Raw genomic sequence first — 16,723 nt, 5'->3', positions numbered from 1 at the left:
GAGTGGCGTGACGCTGGGTGGTCAATACAGATGAGCAACTTGTCGCTGGATTTCTCATCGGACTTTCGTCCGCTGGCGGCCCGGATGCGGCCGCAAAACCTCGACCAGTATATCGGTCAGCAACATATCCTGGGGGCTGACAAGCCCCTGCGCAAAGCCATTCTGGCGGGTCACTGCCACTCGATGATCCTGTGGGGGCCGCCCGGGACCGGCAAGACCACGCTGGCGGAGCTGATGGCTCACTACTGTCAGGCGGAAGTGGAGCGACTCTCTGCGGTCACCTCCGGTATCAAGGAGATCCGCGCCGCTATCGACAAGGCGAAGGAGAACAGCTGGCGCGGGGTGCGTACCATCCTGTTTGTGGATGAGGTGCACCGCTTCAACAAGAGCCAGCAGGATGTGTTCCTGCCCCACATCGAAGATGGCACCATCACCTTTATCGGTGCCACCACCGAAAACCCCTCGTTCGAACTCAACAACGCACTGCTCTCACGAGCCCGGGTCTATCTGCTCAAGCGACTGGAGGAGAGCGATATTCTCGCCATGCTCGATCAGGCGATGACCGATCCCCGTGGTCTCAATGATCCGGCACTCACCTTCGCCCCCGGCGTCAAAGAGGCGCTGGCCAAGGCGGTCGATGGAGACGGGCGAAAATCCCTCAACTATCTGGAGCTGTTGGCCGACATGGCCGAAACCGACAGCACAGGGGCGCGGGTGATCGACAGTGCCCTGCTCGCTGCCGTGGTGGGGGAGCACGTGGCCCGCTTCGACAAGGGGGGCGATCACTTCTACGACCTCATCTCCGCGGTGCACAAATCCATTCGCGGCTCGGCGCCGGATGCAGCGCTCTATTGGTACGCCCGCATGGTGAGCGCCGGTTGCGATCCCCTCTATATTGCCCGCCGCTTGCTGGCGATTGCCTCGGAAGATGTGGGCAATGCCGATCCGCGCGCCATGCAGGTCGCCCTGTCGGCCTGGGATTGCTTCCATCGGATTGGTCCGGCGGAAGGGGAGCGGGCCATCGCCCAGGCGATCGTCTATCTCGCCTGCGCCCCGAAAAGCAATGCGGTCTATACCGCCTGGAAGGCGGCGCTTCATGATGCCAAAAACCTCCCTGACTTCGAGGTGCCGGTGCACCTGCGCAATGCGCCGACCAAACTGATGAGCGATCTGGGCTATGGCGCCGAGTATCGCTACGCCCATGACGAGCCGGGCGCCTATGCTGCGGGCGAGCAGTATTTTCCGCCCGAGCTTGCGGGCAAGCAGTACTACCAGCCCACCGATCGCGGCCTTGAAAAGCAGATTGGTCAGAAGCTCGATTACCTCCATGAACTGGACAGGCAAAGTCCGCAGCAACGGGGCAAATAGCCCCTTTGTTACCCCGCGTGGCTGAAAATTGGTCAGGCGTTTGAATATGCAGGACGGTTTACGTGCCAAAGTCGGTAAAAACGACACAAATAGTCCCTGTTCGGGCGGGGGGGCGGTCTGCTACACTGCCCGTCTGACCCCGCTTGTCTTGGCCTTGCGCCATCTTCTTGATCTCGAAGGCCTGATTGTTGAGGCCCGATTCTGAAGACGATTGGGGTGCGCCAACCGATGTTAACTTCCGGATCTGTTTCCCAGCCCGTCATGACGACTCAGGCCCAGATCCCATTTTAAAAAAGTAGGTAAACCATGCTGGATCCCAAATATCTGCGCAGCGATATCGAAGAGGCTGCCGCTCGTCTGGCGACACGTGGCTACGTTCTGGACGTAGCGGCTGTCAACGCTCTGGAAGAGAAACGCAAGGATCTGCAGTCCCGTACCCAGGAGCTGCAGGCCGAGCGCAACGCCCGCTCCAAATCCATCGGTGAAGCTGCCCGTCGTGGTGAAGATGTTGCCCCGCTCAAGGCCGAAGTGACCAAGATCAACGACGAGCTGGAAACCAGCAAGGTCGAGCTGGATGCCCTGCTGGCCCAGCTGAAAGCCATTGCCGACGCCATCCCCAACCTGCCGAGCGAGACCACTCCGGTGGGCCGTGACGAGAACGACAACGTGGAAGTGCGCCGCTGGGGTACCCCGCGCGAGTTCAGCTTCCCGGTACGCGATCACATCGATCTGGGCGAAGCGGCCAAGGGCGTTGACTTCAAGAACGGCGTCAAACTCTCCGGTACCCGTTTTGTAGTGATGAAGGGTCAGATTGCCCGTCTGCACCGTGCCCTGGCTCAGTTCATGCTGGATCTGCACACCCAGCAGCACGGTTACACCGAGTGCTACGTGCCCTATCTGGTGAACCCGGACAGCCTCTATGGCACCGGTCAGTTGCCGAAATTTGCCCAGGACCTGTTCAATACCGGTATCGAAGGCGAAGGGGAAGAAGAGGGCAAGCTGCGCAAGTTCTCCCTGATCCCGACCTCCGAAGTGCCGCTCACCAACATGGCCCGTGACGAGATCTTTGACGCGCAAGAGCTGCCGATCAAGATGACCGCTCACAGCCCCTGTTTCCGCTCTGAAGCCGGTTCCTACGGTCGTGATACCCGTGGCCTCATCCGTATGCACCAGTTCGACAAAGTCGAAATGGTTCAGCTGGTTCACCCGGAGAAATCCTGGGATGCGCTGGAGGAGATGGTGGGTCACGCCGAGAAGGTGCTGCAACTGCTGGAGCTGCCGTATCGCGTGATGGCGCTCTCTACCGGTGACATGGGCTTCTGCGCTTCCAAGACCTACGATCTGGAAGTGTGGCTGCCAGCCCAGAACACCTACCGCGAGATTTCCTCTGTCTCCAACTGCACCGACTTCCAGGCGCGCCGCATGCAAGCTCGCGTGCGCATCGATGGCAAGCCGCAACTGCTGCACACCCTGAACGGTTCCGGTCTGGCGGTGGGTCGTACCCTGGTTGCCGTGATGGAGAACTACCAGCAGGAAGATGGCCGCATCGCCATCCCGGCTGCGCTGCAATCCTACATGGGTGGCCTGACCCACATCGGGTAAATTCACGCCGCAGACCACAACGCCATGGCATTGCCATGGCGTTGTGCATTCTGGCGCCGATCAACCGTTTTAGTACTGAAAAAATGCGGCTTTTCGGCGTCGCTTTGAACAGTTAACACATTTTTATCAAGCAATGCGCAATCGTTTTTGTTAGACTGCGCCGCAATTTCGCAGGACATCTTTTTCTATGGTCTGGATTGATTACGCCATCATCGGCATCGTCGGTTTTTCTGCACTCATCAGCCTGGTGCGCGGCTTCGTCAAGGAGGCTATGTCTCTTGTCACCTGGTTCGTCGCCTTCTTTATTGCCAGCCATTTCTATCCTGATCTCGCCGTCTATTTTACCTCCTTCTCCGACGCGCTGGTTCGCAACGGCCTGGCCATCGCGGCGCTGTTTGTGGCAACCCTGATCCTCGGCAGCGTGGTCAACTATGTGGTGGGCCTGTTGGTGGACAAGACGGGTCTCTCCGGTACCGATCGGGTGCTGGGGGTCTGCTTCGGTGCAATTCGCGGGGTGCTGATCGTCAGTGCCCTGCTTTTTTTCATGGATACCTTCACCAGCCTCTCCCAGAGCGACTGGTGGGTGGCGTCCAAGCTGGTGCCGGAGTTCAAGCCGGTGATCCAGTGGTTTTTCGGGTTCATGTTGAACTCATCCAGTTTTCTTAAACAGGTATAGTGACTTCGAGGTAGCAAAGACATGTGTGGTATTGTCGGTATAGTTGGCACCACCCCCGTCAATCAGGCCCTCTACGACGCCTTGACGGTGTTGCAGCACAGGGGACAGGATGCCGCCGGGATCGTGACCATTGATAGTGGAAACTTCCGGCAACGCAAGGCCAATGGCCTGGTGAAGGACGTGTTTGAAGTGCGCCACATGCAGCGTCTGCAAGGGAACATCGGCATAGGTCATGTCAGATACCCCACCGCAGGCAGCTCAAGTGCCGCTGAAGCCCAACCTTTTTATGTGAACTCTCCCTACGGCATGGTGCTGGCCCATAACGGTAACCTCACCAACGCCAAGGAGCTCAAGGAGCAGCAGTTCAAGGTCGCCCGCCGTCACATCAACACCACCTCCGACTCGGAAGTGTTGCTGAACGTGCTGGCCCACGAGCTGGATCGCTGTGACAAGATGGCCCTGCGTCCCGAAGATATCTTCGCCGCGGTGCGCAGAACCCATCAGCAGATCCGCGGTGCTTATGCGGTGGTCTCGCTGGTGATCGGCCATGGTCTCATCGGTTTTCGTGATCCCAACGGTATTCGCCCGCTGATCCTCGGTCGTCGTCAGGACGAGCAGGGCCAGGTGGAGTACATGCTCGCCTCCGAGAGCGTGGCACTCGACGCCATCGGTTTCGAGACGGTGCGGGATATTGCGCCGGGTGAAGCCATCTACATCACCGAGCAGGGCCAGCTCTTCTCCGAGCAGTGTGCGGAGAACCCGCAGATGAGCTCCTGTATCTTCGAATATGTCTATTTCGCCCGTCCCGATTCGTGTATCGACAAGGTCTCGGTCTACGCCGCCCGCCTCAGCATGGGTCGCAAGCTGGGTCAGAAGATTGCCCGCGAGTGGGAAGATCTCGACGTCGATGTGGTTATCCCCATCCCCGAGACCTCCTGTGACGTGGCGCTGGAGATCGCTCACACCCTGGATCTGCCATACCGTCAGGGCTTCGTGAAGAACCGCTACATCGGCCGTACCTTCATCATGCCGGGCCAGACCCAGCGCAAGAAGTCGGTGCGCCGCAAACTCAACGCCATCAGCTCCGAATTCAAGGGCAAGAAGGTGTTGCTGGTGGATGATTCCATCGTGCGTGGTACCACGTCCGAGCAGATCATCCAGATGGCCCGTGAAGCGGGGGCAGCCAAGGTCTACTTCGCCTCGGCGGCGCCGGAAATTCGCTTCCCCAACGTCTATGGCATCGATATGCCCACCGCCAACGAGCTGATCGCCCACGGCCGTGAAGTGGAAGAGGTGTGCAAGCTGATTGGCGCTGACGGTCTGATTTTCCAGGATTTGGAAGATCTGGAAGCCGCCGTGCGGGAGATCAACCCGGATCTGCGTCACTTCGAGACCTCGGTCTTCAATGGTCACTACGTCACCTCCGATGTGGACCAGTCCTATCTGGATCACCTCAATGCCCTGCGCAACGATGACACCAAAGCGGTGCGTGAATGGCAGGAAGGCACCAGCAATCTGGAAATTTTTAACGAAGGTAGTTAAACGTTTGCGGTTTTGCCGGATGGGATAGCGAGATGGGGGCCAGTGGCCCCCATTGTCGTTTTTGCCTCACACCGGCAGAAGGGGTAGGGGTATCTGTTTGAAAAACATCCGTTTATCTTGCCGGATATGGGCATGGCCAGCGGGATCCGCTAGCATAGGCGGCAACATATATGACCGATACGCTTTTAAGAGACGAGAGTTCAGATGGATGATCTGTTAGCCCCTGTGCGCCAGTTTTTGCAGTGCGAGACCCCGGATGAGTGGGTGGAGATGGCGCGGGAGCCTGCCCGTTTACCGACCCTGCTTATCGATCACGCCAACTGCGAGACCAAGGCCGCACTCACGGCCCACAGTCTGGTGCGCCGCTACTGCCTGCCCAAGGGCAAGCGCCATCTGCTGCCCAAGCTGGAGTTCTATCGCGAGCTGGATGCCATTCCGGAGAAGGCCGAGATCCTGGGCAAACGCAGCATGGGGGAGTCTGATCGCACCGTCTTTGCCGAGCTGGAGCGCAATCCACTGCTGTTTCCCATGGTGCGGCTCATTCAGGAGGAGCTGCATCACTTCGAGCAGGTGCTGGAGATCATGCAGGCCCGCGGCATCGAATACGGGCCGGTGACGGCCTCCCGCTATGCCCGCCAATTGATGCAGCATGTGCGCACCCATGAACCGGCCACCATAGTCGACAAGATGATCATCGGCGCCTATATCGAGGCCCGCTCCTGCGAGCGTTTTGCCAAGTTGGCGCCCCATCTGGACGAAGAGCTGAGCCGCTTCTACATCTCTTTGCTGCGCTCCGAGGCGCGCCACTATCAGGATTACCTGAGCCTGGCCGAACAGTACGCAGGGGAGGATATCAGCGAGCGGGTGGCCTTCTTTGGCAAGCTGGAAGCCGAGCTAATCTGCTCGCCGGATCCGCAGTTCCGGTTTCATAGCGGCCTGCCTGTCACATCTGACAGTTGTTGACGCACAGGGGGCAAACTACTATTGCCCTGTTCCTACTACGAGCGACAAGTAGTTACTTTTGAGCGCAATTCCCGGCCCTGAGCCGGGATCTTTTTTTCTGCCGTACCTCCTTCCTGCTTTTGGCGCTCTATGCTGAATCCCTGGCTATTTTTGCGTCTTCCCCTTGCGATGAAATCCTGTTCGATCAGCCGGTTATTGTGGTGATAAAGTGCTCATTCAGGTGGCTCACCCTTGTAGAAACGGGCGAAACCGTGTACTTTTTTGCCTTCGCAAGATTTGAATAACCAATCAATAGGAGCGTGTATGCGCATTGTTCTGTTGGGGGCTCCGGGCGCCGGCAAAGGTACCCAGGCTCAGTTCATCATGGAAAAACACGGTATTCCCCAGATCTCCACCGGCGACATGCTGCGTGCGGCGATCAAAGCGGGCACCGAGCTCGGTCTGAAAGCCAAAGCTGTGATGGACGCAGGTCAGCTGGTCTCTGACGACATCATCATCGGTCTGGTCAAAGAGCGCATCGCTCAGCCGGACTGCGCCAAAGGCTTCCTGTTGGACGGTTTCCCGCGCACCATTCCCCAGGCGCAAGCCATGAAGGACGCCGGTGTCGTGGTTGATTTCGTGCTGGAGTTCGATGTGCCGGACGAAGAGATCGTCAAGCGCATGAGCGGCCGTCGCGTTCACTCCGGCTCCGGCCGTACCTACCACGTGGTGTTCAACCCGCCGAAAGTGGAAGGCAAGGATGACGTGACTGGTGAAGATCTGGTGATCCGCGCCGACGACGAAGAGACCACAGTACGCAAGCGTCTGGATGTATATCATCAGCAGACCGCGCCGCTGATCGGTTTCTACGGCAAAGAGGCGGAAGCGGGCCACACCCGTTACGTCAAGATCGACGGCACCCAGCCGGTTGATCTGGTCAGCAAGCAGCTTGCCACCATTCTGGGCTGATCTTTGCTGCCGGCACAGTTTCCCGTGCCATCAGATAAATAAAGAGAAGGGCCCTGTCGGGCCCTTTTTGCATAATGACAGATAGACAGGAAGCCAACGTGACCACGAAAACCGGAATATTGCTGGTCAATCTGGGTACCCCAGCCGCACCGACCACCGCTGCCGTCAAAGCGTTCCTCAGCCAGTTCCTGCACGATCCCCGTGTGGTGGACCTGCCCCGCTACCTCTGGTGCCCGCTGCTCCACTTCATCATCTTGCCGACGCGCTCGCCCAAAGTGGCCAAGCTCTATCAGCAGGTGTGGACCGAGCAGGGCTCGCCGCTGATGGTGATAAGCAAGCAGCAGCGCGCCGCACTGGAGCAGGAGCTCAAGCGGGAGGGGGTCGAGGTGCCGGTAGAGCTGGCGATGACCTATGGTTCCCCGTCAGTGAATGATGGCTGGCAGGCGCTCAAGGCCAAAGGGGTCAACCGGGTGATCCTGTTGCCGCTCTATCCGCAATATTCGGTCAGTACCACCGCCTCGGTCTTCGATGCCTGGAGCAAGGCGATGAAGAGAGAACGCAATCTGCCGGTGGTACGGCTCATTCGTGATTATCACGCCCATCCCGAATACATTCAGGCGCTGGCCATGAGCGTGCGCCGTCACTGGGAGCAGCACGGTCAGGGTGATCACCTGCTGATGTCGTTCCACGGTATTCCCGAGCGCTACGAGAACGAAGGGGATCCCTATGGTCACCAGTGTCGCCATACCGCCAGCTTGCTGGCCGAGGCGCTCGGGCTGGAGGCCGGGCAGTGGACGGCCAGTTTCCAGTCTCGCTTTGGCAAGGAGGAGTGGCTCAAGCCCTACACAGACGTGACCATCGCCGGTATGCCAGCTGCGGGCATCAAGCGGCTCGATGTGATTTGCCCTGCCTTTGCGGCCGACTGCCTCGAAACCCTTGAGGAAATTCAGGTACAGAATCGGGAGATCTTCATGGAGGCCGGTGGCGAGCGGTTTGAATATATTCCGGCCCTCAACAGCGATCAGGCCCATATCAGGATGATGGTCTCGCTCATTTGCCGCGAATTGGCATGAGTGACCGGCAGTCAGTCAAACAAGGAGTCGAGTCATGGTACATATCACGCTGATATACGCAGGCCTGCTTGGGCTGCTGTTTCTGGGGCTATCTTTCTGGGTGGTCAGACGCCGCGCCCAGTTCGGGGTGATGATAGGGCAGGGGGAGGCCCCCGAGCTGCTGGCGGCGATCCGGGCCCACGGTAATTTTGCCGAGTATGTGCCGCTGACCCTGCTGCTGATGGCGCTGTGCGAGCTATCCGGTGCCGGTGCGCTCTGGCTGCATGCCGGTGGCGCCATGCTACTGGTTGGCCGCATCCTGCATGCCATCGGCATCCAGATCCCCAAAGCCCCCAATGTGCCCCGTTTTCTGGGCACCTTGCTATTCTGGCTCGCCCTCGGCCTCTTTTCGGTACTGGCCCTGTTGCAGGGGATGGCGGCCGCCTGAAAACAGGCGATTTTTTATGCTAGGGAACCACCCCGGACGGGGTGGTTTTTTTATGGTGAAAAGGCAAACGTTTTTCCTTGCAAGCCTTGTCTATACTGACTCCATTATTTAAACAGGGCGACTTTTCGGGGCGGCGGATTGTGTTAAAATCCCGCCCCTCTTTCCCCCAGAGCACAGAACATTGCCATGAAATTTCCCGGTCAGCGCAAGTCCAAACACTACTTCCCTGTCGACAGACGCGATCCCCTGGTTCCGCAAAATCCCCTGTTAACCGAGCTGGGCAAAGCCTACGTGGTCGGGATTGATCAGACCCTGGTTGATATTGAAGCCCATGTGGATGAAGACTTTCTGACCCGTTATGGTCTGAGCAAGGGGCACTCCGTCGTCATCAATGACGATGTAGCCGAACGGATTTATGACGAGCTTAAGGCCAACAACATGGTAGTGAGCGAGTTTGCCGGTGGCACCATCGGCAACACGGTACACAACTACTCGGTACTGGCCGATTCCCACTCCATTCTGCTGGGTGTGATGAGTCAGGACATTCGCATCGGCTGCTACGCCTACCGTTATCTGTGCAACACCTCTTCCCGCGTCAATCTGGACTACCTGCAGCCGGTAGACGGCCCGGTCGGTCGCTGCTTTACCTTCATTACCGAAGGGGGCGAGCGCAGCTTTGGCATCAACGCCGGCAAGATGGATCATCTGGATGTAGAGCACATCCCCGAAGAGATCATCAAGGAGTCCTCCGCGCTGGTCATCACTGCTTATCTGGTGCGCGGTGAAGATGGCACCCCGATGAAAGATGCCGCCATGGCCGCGGTGCGTTATGCCCGCGAGGCCGGTGTGCCGGTGGTGCTCACCCTGGGTACCCGTTTCGTCATCGAGTCCGATCCCCAGTGGTGGCGTGACTTCATCAGCGAAAACGTCACCGTGCTCGCCATGAACGAGGAGGAGGGCGAGGCCCTGACCGGTTTCTCCGATCCGCTGGCCGCAGCCGACAAGGCACTGGACTGGGCGGACATGGTGCTCTGTACCGCCGGTCCGGTGGGGCTCTATATGGCGGCCTACACCGAAGATGACTTCAAGCGCGAGACCACCTTGCCGCTGCTGCCCGGGGTGATTCCCGAGTTCAACATGTACGAGTTCAGCCGCCCCATGGCACGCGCCAAGTGCCGCAAGCCGGTGCGGATCTATTCCCATATCTCTCCCTACATGGGGGGGCCGGAGAAGATCAAGAACACCAACGGGGCTGGGGATGGCGCGCTTTCCGCTGTGCTGCACGACATGGTGGCCAACTCCTATCACCGGATGAATGTGCCCAACTCTGCCAAGCACATCTCCGAGTTCCTCACCTATTCCTCGCTCTCCCAGGTGTGCAAGTACGCCAACCGGGTAAGTTACGAGGTGCTGGCCCAGAGCAGCCCGCGTCTCTCTCGCGGTCTGCCGGAGAAAGAGGACAGTCTGGAAGAGGTTTACTGGGAGCGTTGATCCCGAATTGTTGCAAAACACCGCCATTGGCAGACGTTTTGACGTGACAGGGGGCCTTCAGGCCCCTCAGATTGCTGACAAAGCCAAAATCGTCATCGTAACGCATTGATTTTGTTTGATGAGAAAACCCTGTTTTTCTGAAATTAGGGGGTTTTTCAATAGTCTGGGGGGCCTTCAGGCCCCTTTTTTCCATCAATAACCCCAATATGCTTGAGTCCATGTCGCTTTTGCGACACCATTTGGCCACCGCATTGCCGGCCGGCAATGCCGCCGCACCTGAGAAAATGAGAGAGCCCCATGAGCATGCTTACCGAGAACCTTGACGCCAATTTCCAACTTTTTATCGAACAAGTCCGCGAGTCGGGTCAGGTGTGGGGCCTGCGCTATGGTGAAGACTGGGTGGTCTGCCGCTCTGCCGAGTTTGAAGATGCCGATGTGATGCCGCTCTGGTCTGCCGAAGAGGACGCCCGTCTGCACTGTGTTGACGAGTGGGCCGATTACGAGCCGGAAGTGATCGATCTGGAAGAGTTTCTCGATATCTGGATCAACGATCTGGATGAAGACGATGTGCTGGTCGGCCCGAACTGGAACGCTGATCTGGAAGGCCAAGAGCTCGAACCTATCGAGCTGGCCAAGGCACTGGTTGAACTGGACGCCTGAAAGCGCCTCCATTGATGGCCTGAACGTACAGGTCATCGAGACAAAGACCGGGATCCGTCAAGGATACCGGTCTTTTTTATGGTCGAATGGCCCGATTGATGAGTTAAAAGCCGATTTGCCTTTGCACCTGTCAGGGGGATGGTCCATCATCAACCTTTTGCCAAGGGAGGAGCGCCATGTTTGTATTCGACGTAACGGGAGCTGCGGGTGAGAAGGCCAGCATTCGGGTGCAGGCGCTGGATTGGGCGCAAGCCGGACCAGTGACCTTCCAGTGCGATGATGATCAGCTGGCGGTCGTGCTCCTGAGCGGTTGTCGTTGCGATGCGGTGGGCTTTTTCAACCTGTTGGCGGGATGCAAACCGCTCTATATCGAGCAGTGGCTCAGCTACCTGCAAGAGAGTGGCCGCATTGGCAAATGGAGCCACCAGACCGAGAGTCCCGCCGATGGGACGTATCTGGCCAGAGCTGGTCTGGAGCACGATGAGCTCAATAGCCTGCTTGGCCAGGTCTATCAGGTGGCGGGGTTCAATCGCCTGCAAATCAACCGTTACCTCAAGAACCGCCACAACCCCACCATGCTGGCGACCCGGTACGATCAGAAGGAGCTGGAGCGCTATCGCCAGCTCAATGACATCATTCTGACCCTTTTGAAGCTGAAGCATCCTCAGTAAAGAGCCCCAGCTGGCTGATATCCGGTCGCAGCGGTTGCGGCCGGGCGATCAGATAGCCCTGCAAGCCATCCACGTACATCCCCTGCAGCAGCTGTTTCTGGCCAAGCTGTTCTACCCCCTCTGCAATCACCTGACATCCCATCCGATGTGATACATCGACGATCATCCGCACAAACTGCTGGTTGGTCTGATCCTGCTCCAGCCCGGTAATAAGGGCGGGATCGAGCTTGATGTAGTCGGGCTTGAGCTCGCGAAACAGGGTAAAGGAGCCGATCCCCTTGCCAAAGTTGGCGATGGCCGAGCGGCTGCCATTGCGACGCAGTAGCTCAAACACCCGCTTGGCGCCGGTCAGATTCCGTTCCAGATGCTCCTCGTCGAGTTCGAACACCAGATTGGCACTGGTATTGGGATCCTTGAGCAACTGACGGTCAAGCCAGACCAGGAAGGTACTATTTTGCAACAGGTTGGGGGAGAGGTTGATCCCCCAGCGGCTCTGGTTGGCACTAAAAGCCCGGTACTGACGCATAATATGAACGATCACCAGTTGCTCCAGTCGCATCACCAGATCCAGTCGCTGGGCCATGGCAAACAAAGTGTCGGTGGGCAGGGCTGTACCGTCACTACCGCTGAAGCGGGTGTAGATCTCGTTGTAGGCCAGCATGCTGCGGTGTAGGGGCTGGATTGGCTGATAGGTGAAGCTGAGCCGCTCCTGCGCCAGCACTTCGGTCAGCACCTCGCGCCAATGGTGTTGTCCCTGCAGATCGGAGACGTTGTCATCCTGCTGGATGGCCCAGCCGTTGATGGTTTCGGTCTGGGCACGAGCCAGCGCCAGATCGGCCCGGGCCAGCACGGCCTCGATTTTCTGGCCGCTGTTGAGCTTGGTCAGCCCCGAGTAAGCAGCGCTCTCCAGCTCGTGTTGAGCCTGATAATGGTCGAAGGCCACTTTCAAATCCTGCCCCAGCAAATGGGGGGGAATATTGGCCACAGGTTGCACCAGAACGGCGAAATCAGCGCCCGAGATGCGATAGACCTGATTACCCGGGAAGCGGCTCACCACCCGTTTGATGAGGGCGGCCATGTCCTTGATGTAGGCATCGCCAGACTGGAAACCACGCTGGGCGTTGATCTTGCCAAGCTCGGTGGCACGGATCAGCACCAGGGTCGCGGTCTGGGTGTCCTGATCCCTCTGCAGCAACTCGGTCATGTCGCGGCGAAAGGCGTGGCGGTTGAACAGTTGAGTCAGCTCGTCGGTGGTGGCCAGATTACTCAATTCGGTCAGCTGACGATGGGTACTCTGTTCGGCACTCTCGAACTGCTCCAGCAGTTGTTGCAGTACCTCCCGGGAGGCGGGCTCATCAAGCTGGGAGGGATCCCGGCTCCTGATGGCCTTAACCCAGGTCAGCTCCTGATGCTGGACCATGCCGTCAATGGTGCGGATGGCCAGCATCAACAGCAGGATCATGCCAAGCAGTGTGGTGGCCAGGATAATCGCCAGAGTGAGCGGTGTGCTCTGAAGGGCCAACCAAACTGCTTGCAGGAGCAGCAGGGGGATGGTCACTATGGTGGCGATCATTAAGAGGGGGCGTCCAAGCTTGTGAACCATCTTGTTATCCTTGAAGTGGCTGCTTTATGGGGGAATTTTAACCAAGCTGGCGGAGCAAAGCATGCTATTCCTCGCAACTCGGTGAAAAGGGTCAATTGAAATAGGTTAAATGTGAGTGAAACCACTTTCACAGGTACCGAAACAGGCGAAGATGAGTTGAAAACAGATCAAACAAGGCAGAGGTAAATCATGTTGTTAGAGCCAGAAAATAGTGCCAAAGCACGACAATTATTGAACCAGAGTATGGCACTGGTGCTGGCAGGTGGACGTGGCAGTCGCCTGAAACAGTTGACTGACAACCGTGCCAAGCCGGCCGTCCATTTCGGCGGCAAATTCCGGATCATCGACTTTGTGCTCTCCAACTGTATCAACTCGGGGATCCGCCGGGTTGGTGTAGTCACCCAATACAAATCTCACAGCCTGCTGCGTCACCTGCAATCGGGCTGGTCCTTCCTGCGTTACCAGATGAACGAGTTCATCGACCTGCTGCCTGCCCAGCAACGGGTGGACGAGGTGCACTGGTATCGCGGTACCGCCGATGCCATCTATCAGAACGTCGACATCATCCGCGACTATGGCCCCAAATACCTGGTGGTGTTGGCAGGGGATCACATCTACAAGATGGACTACGCCGCCATGCTGCTCGATCACGTGCGCCTCGGTGCCAAGGTCACGGTTGCCTGTATCGAAGTGCCGCGGGCCGAGGCCTCTGCTTTCGGCATCATGGATATCGACGAACAGCGCAAGATCCGCGCCTTTGTGGAAAAACCGGCCAATCCGCCCGCCATGCCGGGTTGCGAAGATCGCTCGCTGGCCTCCATGGGGATCTATATCTTCGAGGCGGAGTACCTCTACCAACTGCTGGAAGAGGATATCCTCAACCAGGACTCCAAACACGACTTCGGGATGGATGTGATCCCCCGTATCGTGGAGGAGGGGCTGGCCTTTGCTCACCCCTTCAACATGTCCTGTGTCGGGGCGCGCGAGGGGCAAAAGCCCTACTGGCGTGATGTAGGTACCCTGGATTCATTCTGGGAAGCGAATATGGATCTCGCCTCCGTGGTGCCCGAGCTCGATATTTACGATCAAAACTGGCCTATCTGGACCAGCCAGACCCTGACGCCACCGGCCAAGTTTGTGCAGGACCGCAATGGCCAGCACGGCATGACCATCAACTCCATGTTTGCGGGCGGGACCATTGTCAGCGGGTCGTTCGTGCTCAACTCGGTGCTCTTTACCAATGTGCGGGTGCACTCCTTCTGTACTCTCGATCAGGCCGTCATCTTCCCGGGGGTCGAGATTGGCGCCGGTTGCCGTCTGCGCCGGGTGGTGGTGGACAAGGGATGTGTGCTGCCAGATGGGTTGGTGGTGGGTGAAAACGCCGATGAGGATAGCCGCCGCTTCTATCGCTCCGAGCAGGGGATTGTGCTGGTGACCAAGGAGATGCTGGACAAGCTGGTTTGAGGAAAGTCCTTGAAACTGTGTCAGACGCTGTAACGCAAAGGGAGCCATCAAGGCTCCCTTTTTCATCCGGGTGAATGGTGCGGATTACTCGCTGACCACCGCTTTGGCGGCCATCACCATGGCGGTGCCGTGCTTGCCACCGGCCGCGGTCACTTGCGGGACGCCATCCTCATCGGTGTCACCACCGGCCCCTTCGATGACGTTCTCGCCGGAGTCGCCGATCCACTCGGCCATCTGCATGCCACCGTTGACGGTGCCACGGAACCAGCTGACGTACTGACCGGTCAGCTTGGCCAGCTCCAGTTCGGGCGCCTTCTCGGTCCCTTCGTTGCGCAGGTTCAGCATGGCAGAGCGCAGCGCGCCGGAGATGGCAGCCTGGGTCCAGGGGGTGTATTCACCCTGTTTACCCGCCAGCCAGGTGCCCGCCTTGGCATTGAAGTAGGCCTTGTCAGCGGCGATAAACAGCTCGCGCGCGGCGGTGCGATACTTGGCATCGGAAGTCGCGAGGAACGCCGCGGTCAGGCCGCGGATAGCAGCAAACTGGGCATCAACGGATTGCGCCTTGTCTACCTTGCCACCCAGTGTCAGACCATCGTGTACCAGCCCGTTGTTACCCTTGAGATTGGCAAGGATGAAATCGGCCTGTTTGCGGATAAGCTCGAGTGCCTGCTGACCCTGCTTGGTCTTGAGGTTCAGCTCGCCGTTGTCGCCAGCGGCGTAACCGACCGGCAGCGCATCCTGAGCGCGCTGGAAGATCTGCAGGGCGACCAGCGCGTAAGCGGCGTCAAAGGTGGTGACGTGCTTGCTCTGTTTGCCTCCCTGCCAGCTATCCACCAGAGTGCCAGCTTTGCCATCAAAGTGCAGAGCTGCCAGGTTCTTGAAGGTGAGGTTGGAGAGATTGAGCGTCAGCGAGAAGGCGTCGCTGCCCGCCACCGCCTTGCCCAGATCATTGGTCTGGTTGGCCTTGGGTGCCGCGGCAAACGGCGCGCCGTCAAACACGGCGTGGAAGGCCGGATTCTGGTTGGTGTTGGCCGTGCGCTGATCGCTGAAGGCGTAGAACTCGGAGAGTGGCCACAGCATCATCCAGGCATCGCGCAGCTGGGCTGAGCCATCCACTACGTCGAGCTTGCCGATGGCACCCGCATCGTTGTTGCGAGTCTCGGTCACTTTCACCTGATGGGGGAAGTAGATGACACCCTTGGCTGGATCGTACTGCGGGGTGATCTTGGCGCCCAGCTGTTTGCCATTAAAGCCAAGCTGGTTCTGCATGATGGCCAGCTTGTCGATGGACTGCTCGGTCAGCATCATGCCGTTGAAGCCGTCGGCGGCAGAGACGCCGAGCTTGTGCTTGCCATCCTGATCCATGTTGGCGGAGGCGGTTTCCACCTCTTCATCGCTCTCGGCCACGTGCATGCCGCCGAGGAAGTCCTGGGACCACATGACCTCTTTGAGCAGAATACTGCCTACAGCCGCCGGTACCAGCAGGTTGTCACTGCCGCTCCAGCGCAGGGTGGTGTAGTCGCGGAAGTAGGCCGGAACCTGGGTCTTGACGGTTTTCTCGACACCTTTGGCTGTCTTCATGGTGATCTGGTCACCATTGACCGGAGTGGTATTCACAGCCTCGGCAAACTCCGGGTTGGCGGAGGCGTAGGGCAGGGAGAGGGGATACATGCCTTGCGGGATCTCGTCAGCCGGGAAGCCAACTGCCTCCGCCATGGCCATGACCCGTTTGCCGAGATCGGCCATGGTGCCACCACGGGCCAGGTTTTGCGGCCCGTTCACCAGATGCGGGCCCATGCCGGACTGATAGTTGAGGGCGTACATCGCCTCTTCGGAGTATTCATAGGACTCGATGCCAGCGGCGAAGTCGAACGGGGTCGGCTCATTGGCATGGTTGGCATCCAGCACGTCCAGATCCAGCCCCAGCGCTTCGGCCAGCGGCTCGCCGGAGAGTTCAAATTCGGTATAGGCCAGCATGTTGGCGGCGGTGTTGAAAGTCTTCTCTTCAACCTTGACGGCTGCGTGTGCGATGCCACTCACCAGAGCACAGGCAACGGCCTGTACCAGAACGGTTTTTCTCATGTCCCTTTTCACCATTGGTTTTATTATTGACGCTTCTCATGACGAATCTAAATGAGAATGGTGTGCATTATGCTCTGTTCGCGCCGGGCTGAGAAGCAAAAAACCGCCCGGCAGCTTGTCTGGTAAACAGGACAAGAGGCCGGGCGGTTTGAA

Annotated in this window: 15 protein-coding genes; 12 read left to right on the top strand and 3 right to left on the bottom strand. The window is 58.4% G+C overall.

Going from position 1 to position 16,723, the window contains the following annotated elements:
• The first annotated feature begins 30 nt into the window (after window positions 1-30).
• Entirely contained in the window at window positions 31-1,368 is a 1,338-nt protein-coding gene (locus ACTG20_RS14150; RefSeq protein WP_021230553.1) for a replication-associated recombination protein A, read from the top strand.
• A 306-nt stretch (window positions 1,369-1,674) separates the two neighbouring features.
• Window positions 1,675-2,970 (top strand): serine--tRNA ligase, encoded by a 1,296-nt coding sequence (gene serS / locus ACTG20_RS14145; RefSeq protein WP_005351225.1) that lies wholly within the window; start codon window positions 1,675-1,677, stop codon window positions 2,968-2,970.
• Between the two features lie 2 nt (window positions 2,971-2,972).
• Here serS and ACTG20_RS14140 read toward each other — a convergent pair whose 3' ends face one another.
• Window positions 2,973-3,149, bottom strand: coding sequence for a hypothetical protein (locus ACTG20_RS14140; protein ID WP_155395816.1), 177 nt, complete (start codon window positions 3,147-3,149; stop codon window positions 2,973-2,975).
• Window positions 3,150-3,157: 8 nt separating this feature from the next.
• On the opposite strand from ACTG20_RS14140, the gene ACTG20_RS14135 reads away from it, so the two are divergent.
• From ACTG20_RS14135 to ACTG20_RS14095, 9 genes are all read left to right on the top strand, one after another.
• Window positions 3,158-3,646 carry a CvpA family protein gene (locus ACTG20_RS14135; RefSeq protein ID WP_005337086.1) on the top strand — a complete coding sequence of 163 codons (489 nt, stop codon included), beginning with the start codon at window positions 3,158-3,160 and terminating at the stop codon, window positions 3,644-3,646.
• 21 nt (window positions 3,647-3,667) lie between these two features.
• The gene (purF, locus tag ACTG20_RS14130; protein ID WP_194496279.1) at window positions 3,668-5,188 is read left to right on the top strand and encodes an amidophosphoribosyltransferase; all 1,521 of its coding nucleotides are present in this window, start codon (window positions 3,668-3,670) and stop codon (window positions 5,186-5,188) included.
• Window positions 5,189-5,392: 204 nt separating this feature from the next.
• Window positions 5,393-6,151, top strand: a complete 759-nt coding sequence (miaE, locus tag ACTG20_RS14125; protein ID WP_194496280.1) for a tRNA isopentenyl-2-thiomethyl-A-37 hydroxylase MiaE — start codon at window positions 5,393-5,395, stop codon at window positions 6,149-6,151.
• Between the two features lie 303 nt (window positions 6,152-6,454).
• Entirely contained in the window at window positions 6,455-7,099 is a 645-nt protein-coding gene (gene adk, locus ACTG20_RS14120) for an adenylate kinase (protein ID WP_005337083.1), read from the top strand.
• 98 nt (window positions 7,100-7,197) lie between these two features.
• A complete protein-coding gene (hemH, locus tag ACTG20_RS14115; protein ID WP_064336268.1) occupies window positions 7,198-8,172 on the top strand; it encodes a ferrochelatase in 975 nt (324 codons plus the stop codon).
• 34 nt (window positions 8,173-8,206) lie between these two features.
• Complete coding sequence (locus tag ACTG20_RS14110) at window positions 8,207-8,599, top strand: MAPEG family protein (RefSeq protein WP_005346381.1); 393 nt, start codon at window positions 8,207-8,209, stop codon at window positions 8,597-8,599.
• A gap of 186 nt (window positions 8,600-8,785) precedes the next feature.
• Window positions 8,786-10,090, top strand: a complete 1,305-nt coding sequence (locus tag ACTG20_RS14105) for an inosine/guanosine kinase (RefSeq protein WP_439987741.1) — start codon at window positions 8,786-8,788, stop codon at window positions 10,088-10,090.
• A gap of 297 nt (window positions 10,091-10,387) precedes the next feature.
• Window positions 10,388-10,750, top strand: a complete 363-nt coding sequence (locus ACTG20_RS14100) for a DUF2750 domain-containing protein (RefSeq protein WP_033115181.1) — start codon at window positions 10,388-10,390, stop codon at window positions 10,748-10,750.
• A gap of 176 nt (window positions 10,751-10,926) precedes the next feature.
• Entirely contained in the window at window positions 10,927-11,421 is a 495-nt protein-coding gene (locus ACTG20_RS14095; RefSeq protein WP_439987740.1) for a hypothetical protein, read from the top strand.
• Here ACTG20_RS14095 and ACTG20_RS14090 read toward each other — a convergent pair.
• Window positions 11,384-13,024 carry an EAL domain-containing protein gene (locus ACTG20_RS14090; protein ID WP_439987739.1) on the bottom strand — a complete coding sequence of 547 codons (1,641 nt, stop codon included), beginning with the start codon at window positions 13,022-13,024 and terminating at the stop codon, window positions 11,384-11,386. The genes ACTG20_RS14095 and ACTG20_RS14090 overlap by 38 nt on opposite strands.
• Before the next feature lie 189 nt (window positions 13,025-13,213).
• Here ACTG20_RS14090 and glgC point away from each other — a divergent pair, with 189 nt between their 5' ends.
• Window positions 13,214-14,488 (top strand): glucose-1-phosphate adenylyltransferase, encoded by a 1,275-nt coding sequence (gene glgC, locus ACTG20_RS14085; RefSeq protein WP_439987738.1) that lies wholly within the window; start codon window positions 13,214-13,216, stop codon window positions 14,486-14,488.
• Window positions 14,489-14,572: 84 nt separating this feature from the next.
• Here the strand turns inward: glgC and ACTG20_RS14080 are convergent, their stop codons facing one another.
• Window positions 14,573-16,570: a hypothetical protein gene (locus ACTG20_RS14080; protein WP_439987737.1), complete on the bottom strand. Its 1,998-nt coding sequence runs from the start codon at window positions 16,568-16,570 to the stop codon at window positions 14,573-14,575.
• Window positions 16,571-16,723: the final 153 nt, after the last annotated feature.

Origin of the sequence: Aeromonas sp. 84A (genome assembly GCF_051919345.1) — a bacterium.
Lineage (GTDB): Bacteria > Pseudomonadota > Gammaproteobacteria > Enterobacterales > Aeromonadaceae > Aeromonas > Aeromonas veronii.
This window is presented reverse-complemented; position numbering and strand designations above follow the sequence as displayed.

Coding starts and splice junctions, on each gene's coding strand:
- ACTG20_RS14150 (WP_021230553.1), top strand. CDS start 31: ATGAGCAACTTGTCGCTGGATTTCTCATCGGACTTTCGTCCGCTGGCG.
- serS (WP_005351225.1), top strand. CDS start 1,675: ATGCTGGATCCCAAATATCTGCGCAGCGATATCGAAGAGGCTGCCGCT.
- ACTG20_RS14140 (WP_155395816.1), bottom strand. CDS start 3,149: ATGTCCTGCGAAATTGCGGCGCAGTCTAACAAAAACGATTGCGCATTG.
- ACTG20_RS14135 (WP_005337086.1), top strand. CDS start 3,158: ATGGTCTGGATTGATTACGCCATCATCGGCATCGTCGGTTTTTCTGCA.
- purF (WP_194496279.1), top strand. CDS start 3,668: ATGTGTGGTATTGTCGGTATAGTTGGCACCACCCCCGTCAATCAGGCC.
- miaE (WP_194496280.1), top strand. CDS start 5,393: ATGGATGATCTGTTAGCCCCTGTGCGCCAGTTTTTGCAGTGCGAGACC.
- adk (WP_005337083.1), top strand. CDS start 6,455: ATGCGCATTGTTCTGTTGGGGGCTCCGGGCGCCGGCAAAGGTACCCAG.
- ACTG20_RS14110 (WP_005346381.1), top strand. CDS start 8,207: ATGGTACATATCACGCTGATATACGCAGGCCTGCTTGGGCTGCTGTTT.
- ACTG20_RS14105 (WP_439987741.1), top strand. CDS start 8,786: ATGAAATTTCCCGGTCAGCGCAAGTCCAAACACTACTTCCCTGTCGAC.
- ACTG20_RS14100 (WP_033115181.1), top strand. CDS start 10,388: ATGAGCATGCTTACCGAGAACCTTGACGCCAATTTCCAACTTTTTATC.
- ACTG20_RS14095 (WP_439987740.1), top strand. CDS start 10,927: ATGTTTGTATTCGACGTAACGGGAGCTGCGGGTGAGAAGGCCAGCATT.
- ACTG20_RS14090 (WP_439987739.1), bottom strand. CDS start 13,024: ATGGTTCACAAGCTTGGACGCCCCCTCTTAATGATCGCCACCATAGTG.
- glgC (WP_439987738.1), top strand. CDS start 13,214: ATGTTGTTAGAGCCAGAAAATAGTGCCAAAGCACGACAATTATTGAAC.
- ACTG20_RS14080 (WP_439987737.1), bottom strand. CDS start 16,570: ATGAGAAAAACCGTTCTGGTACAGGCCGTTGCCTGTGCTCTGGTGAGT.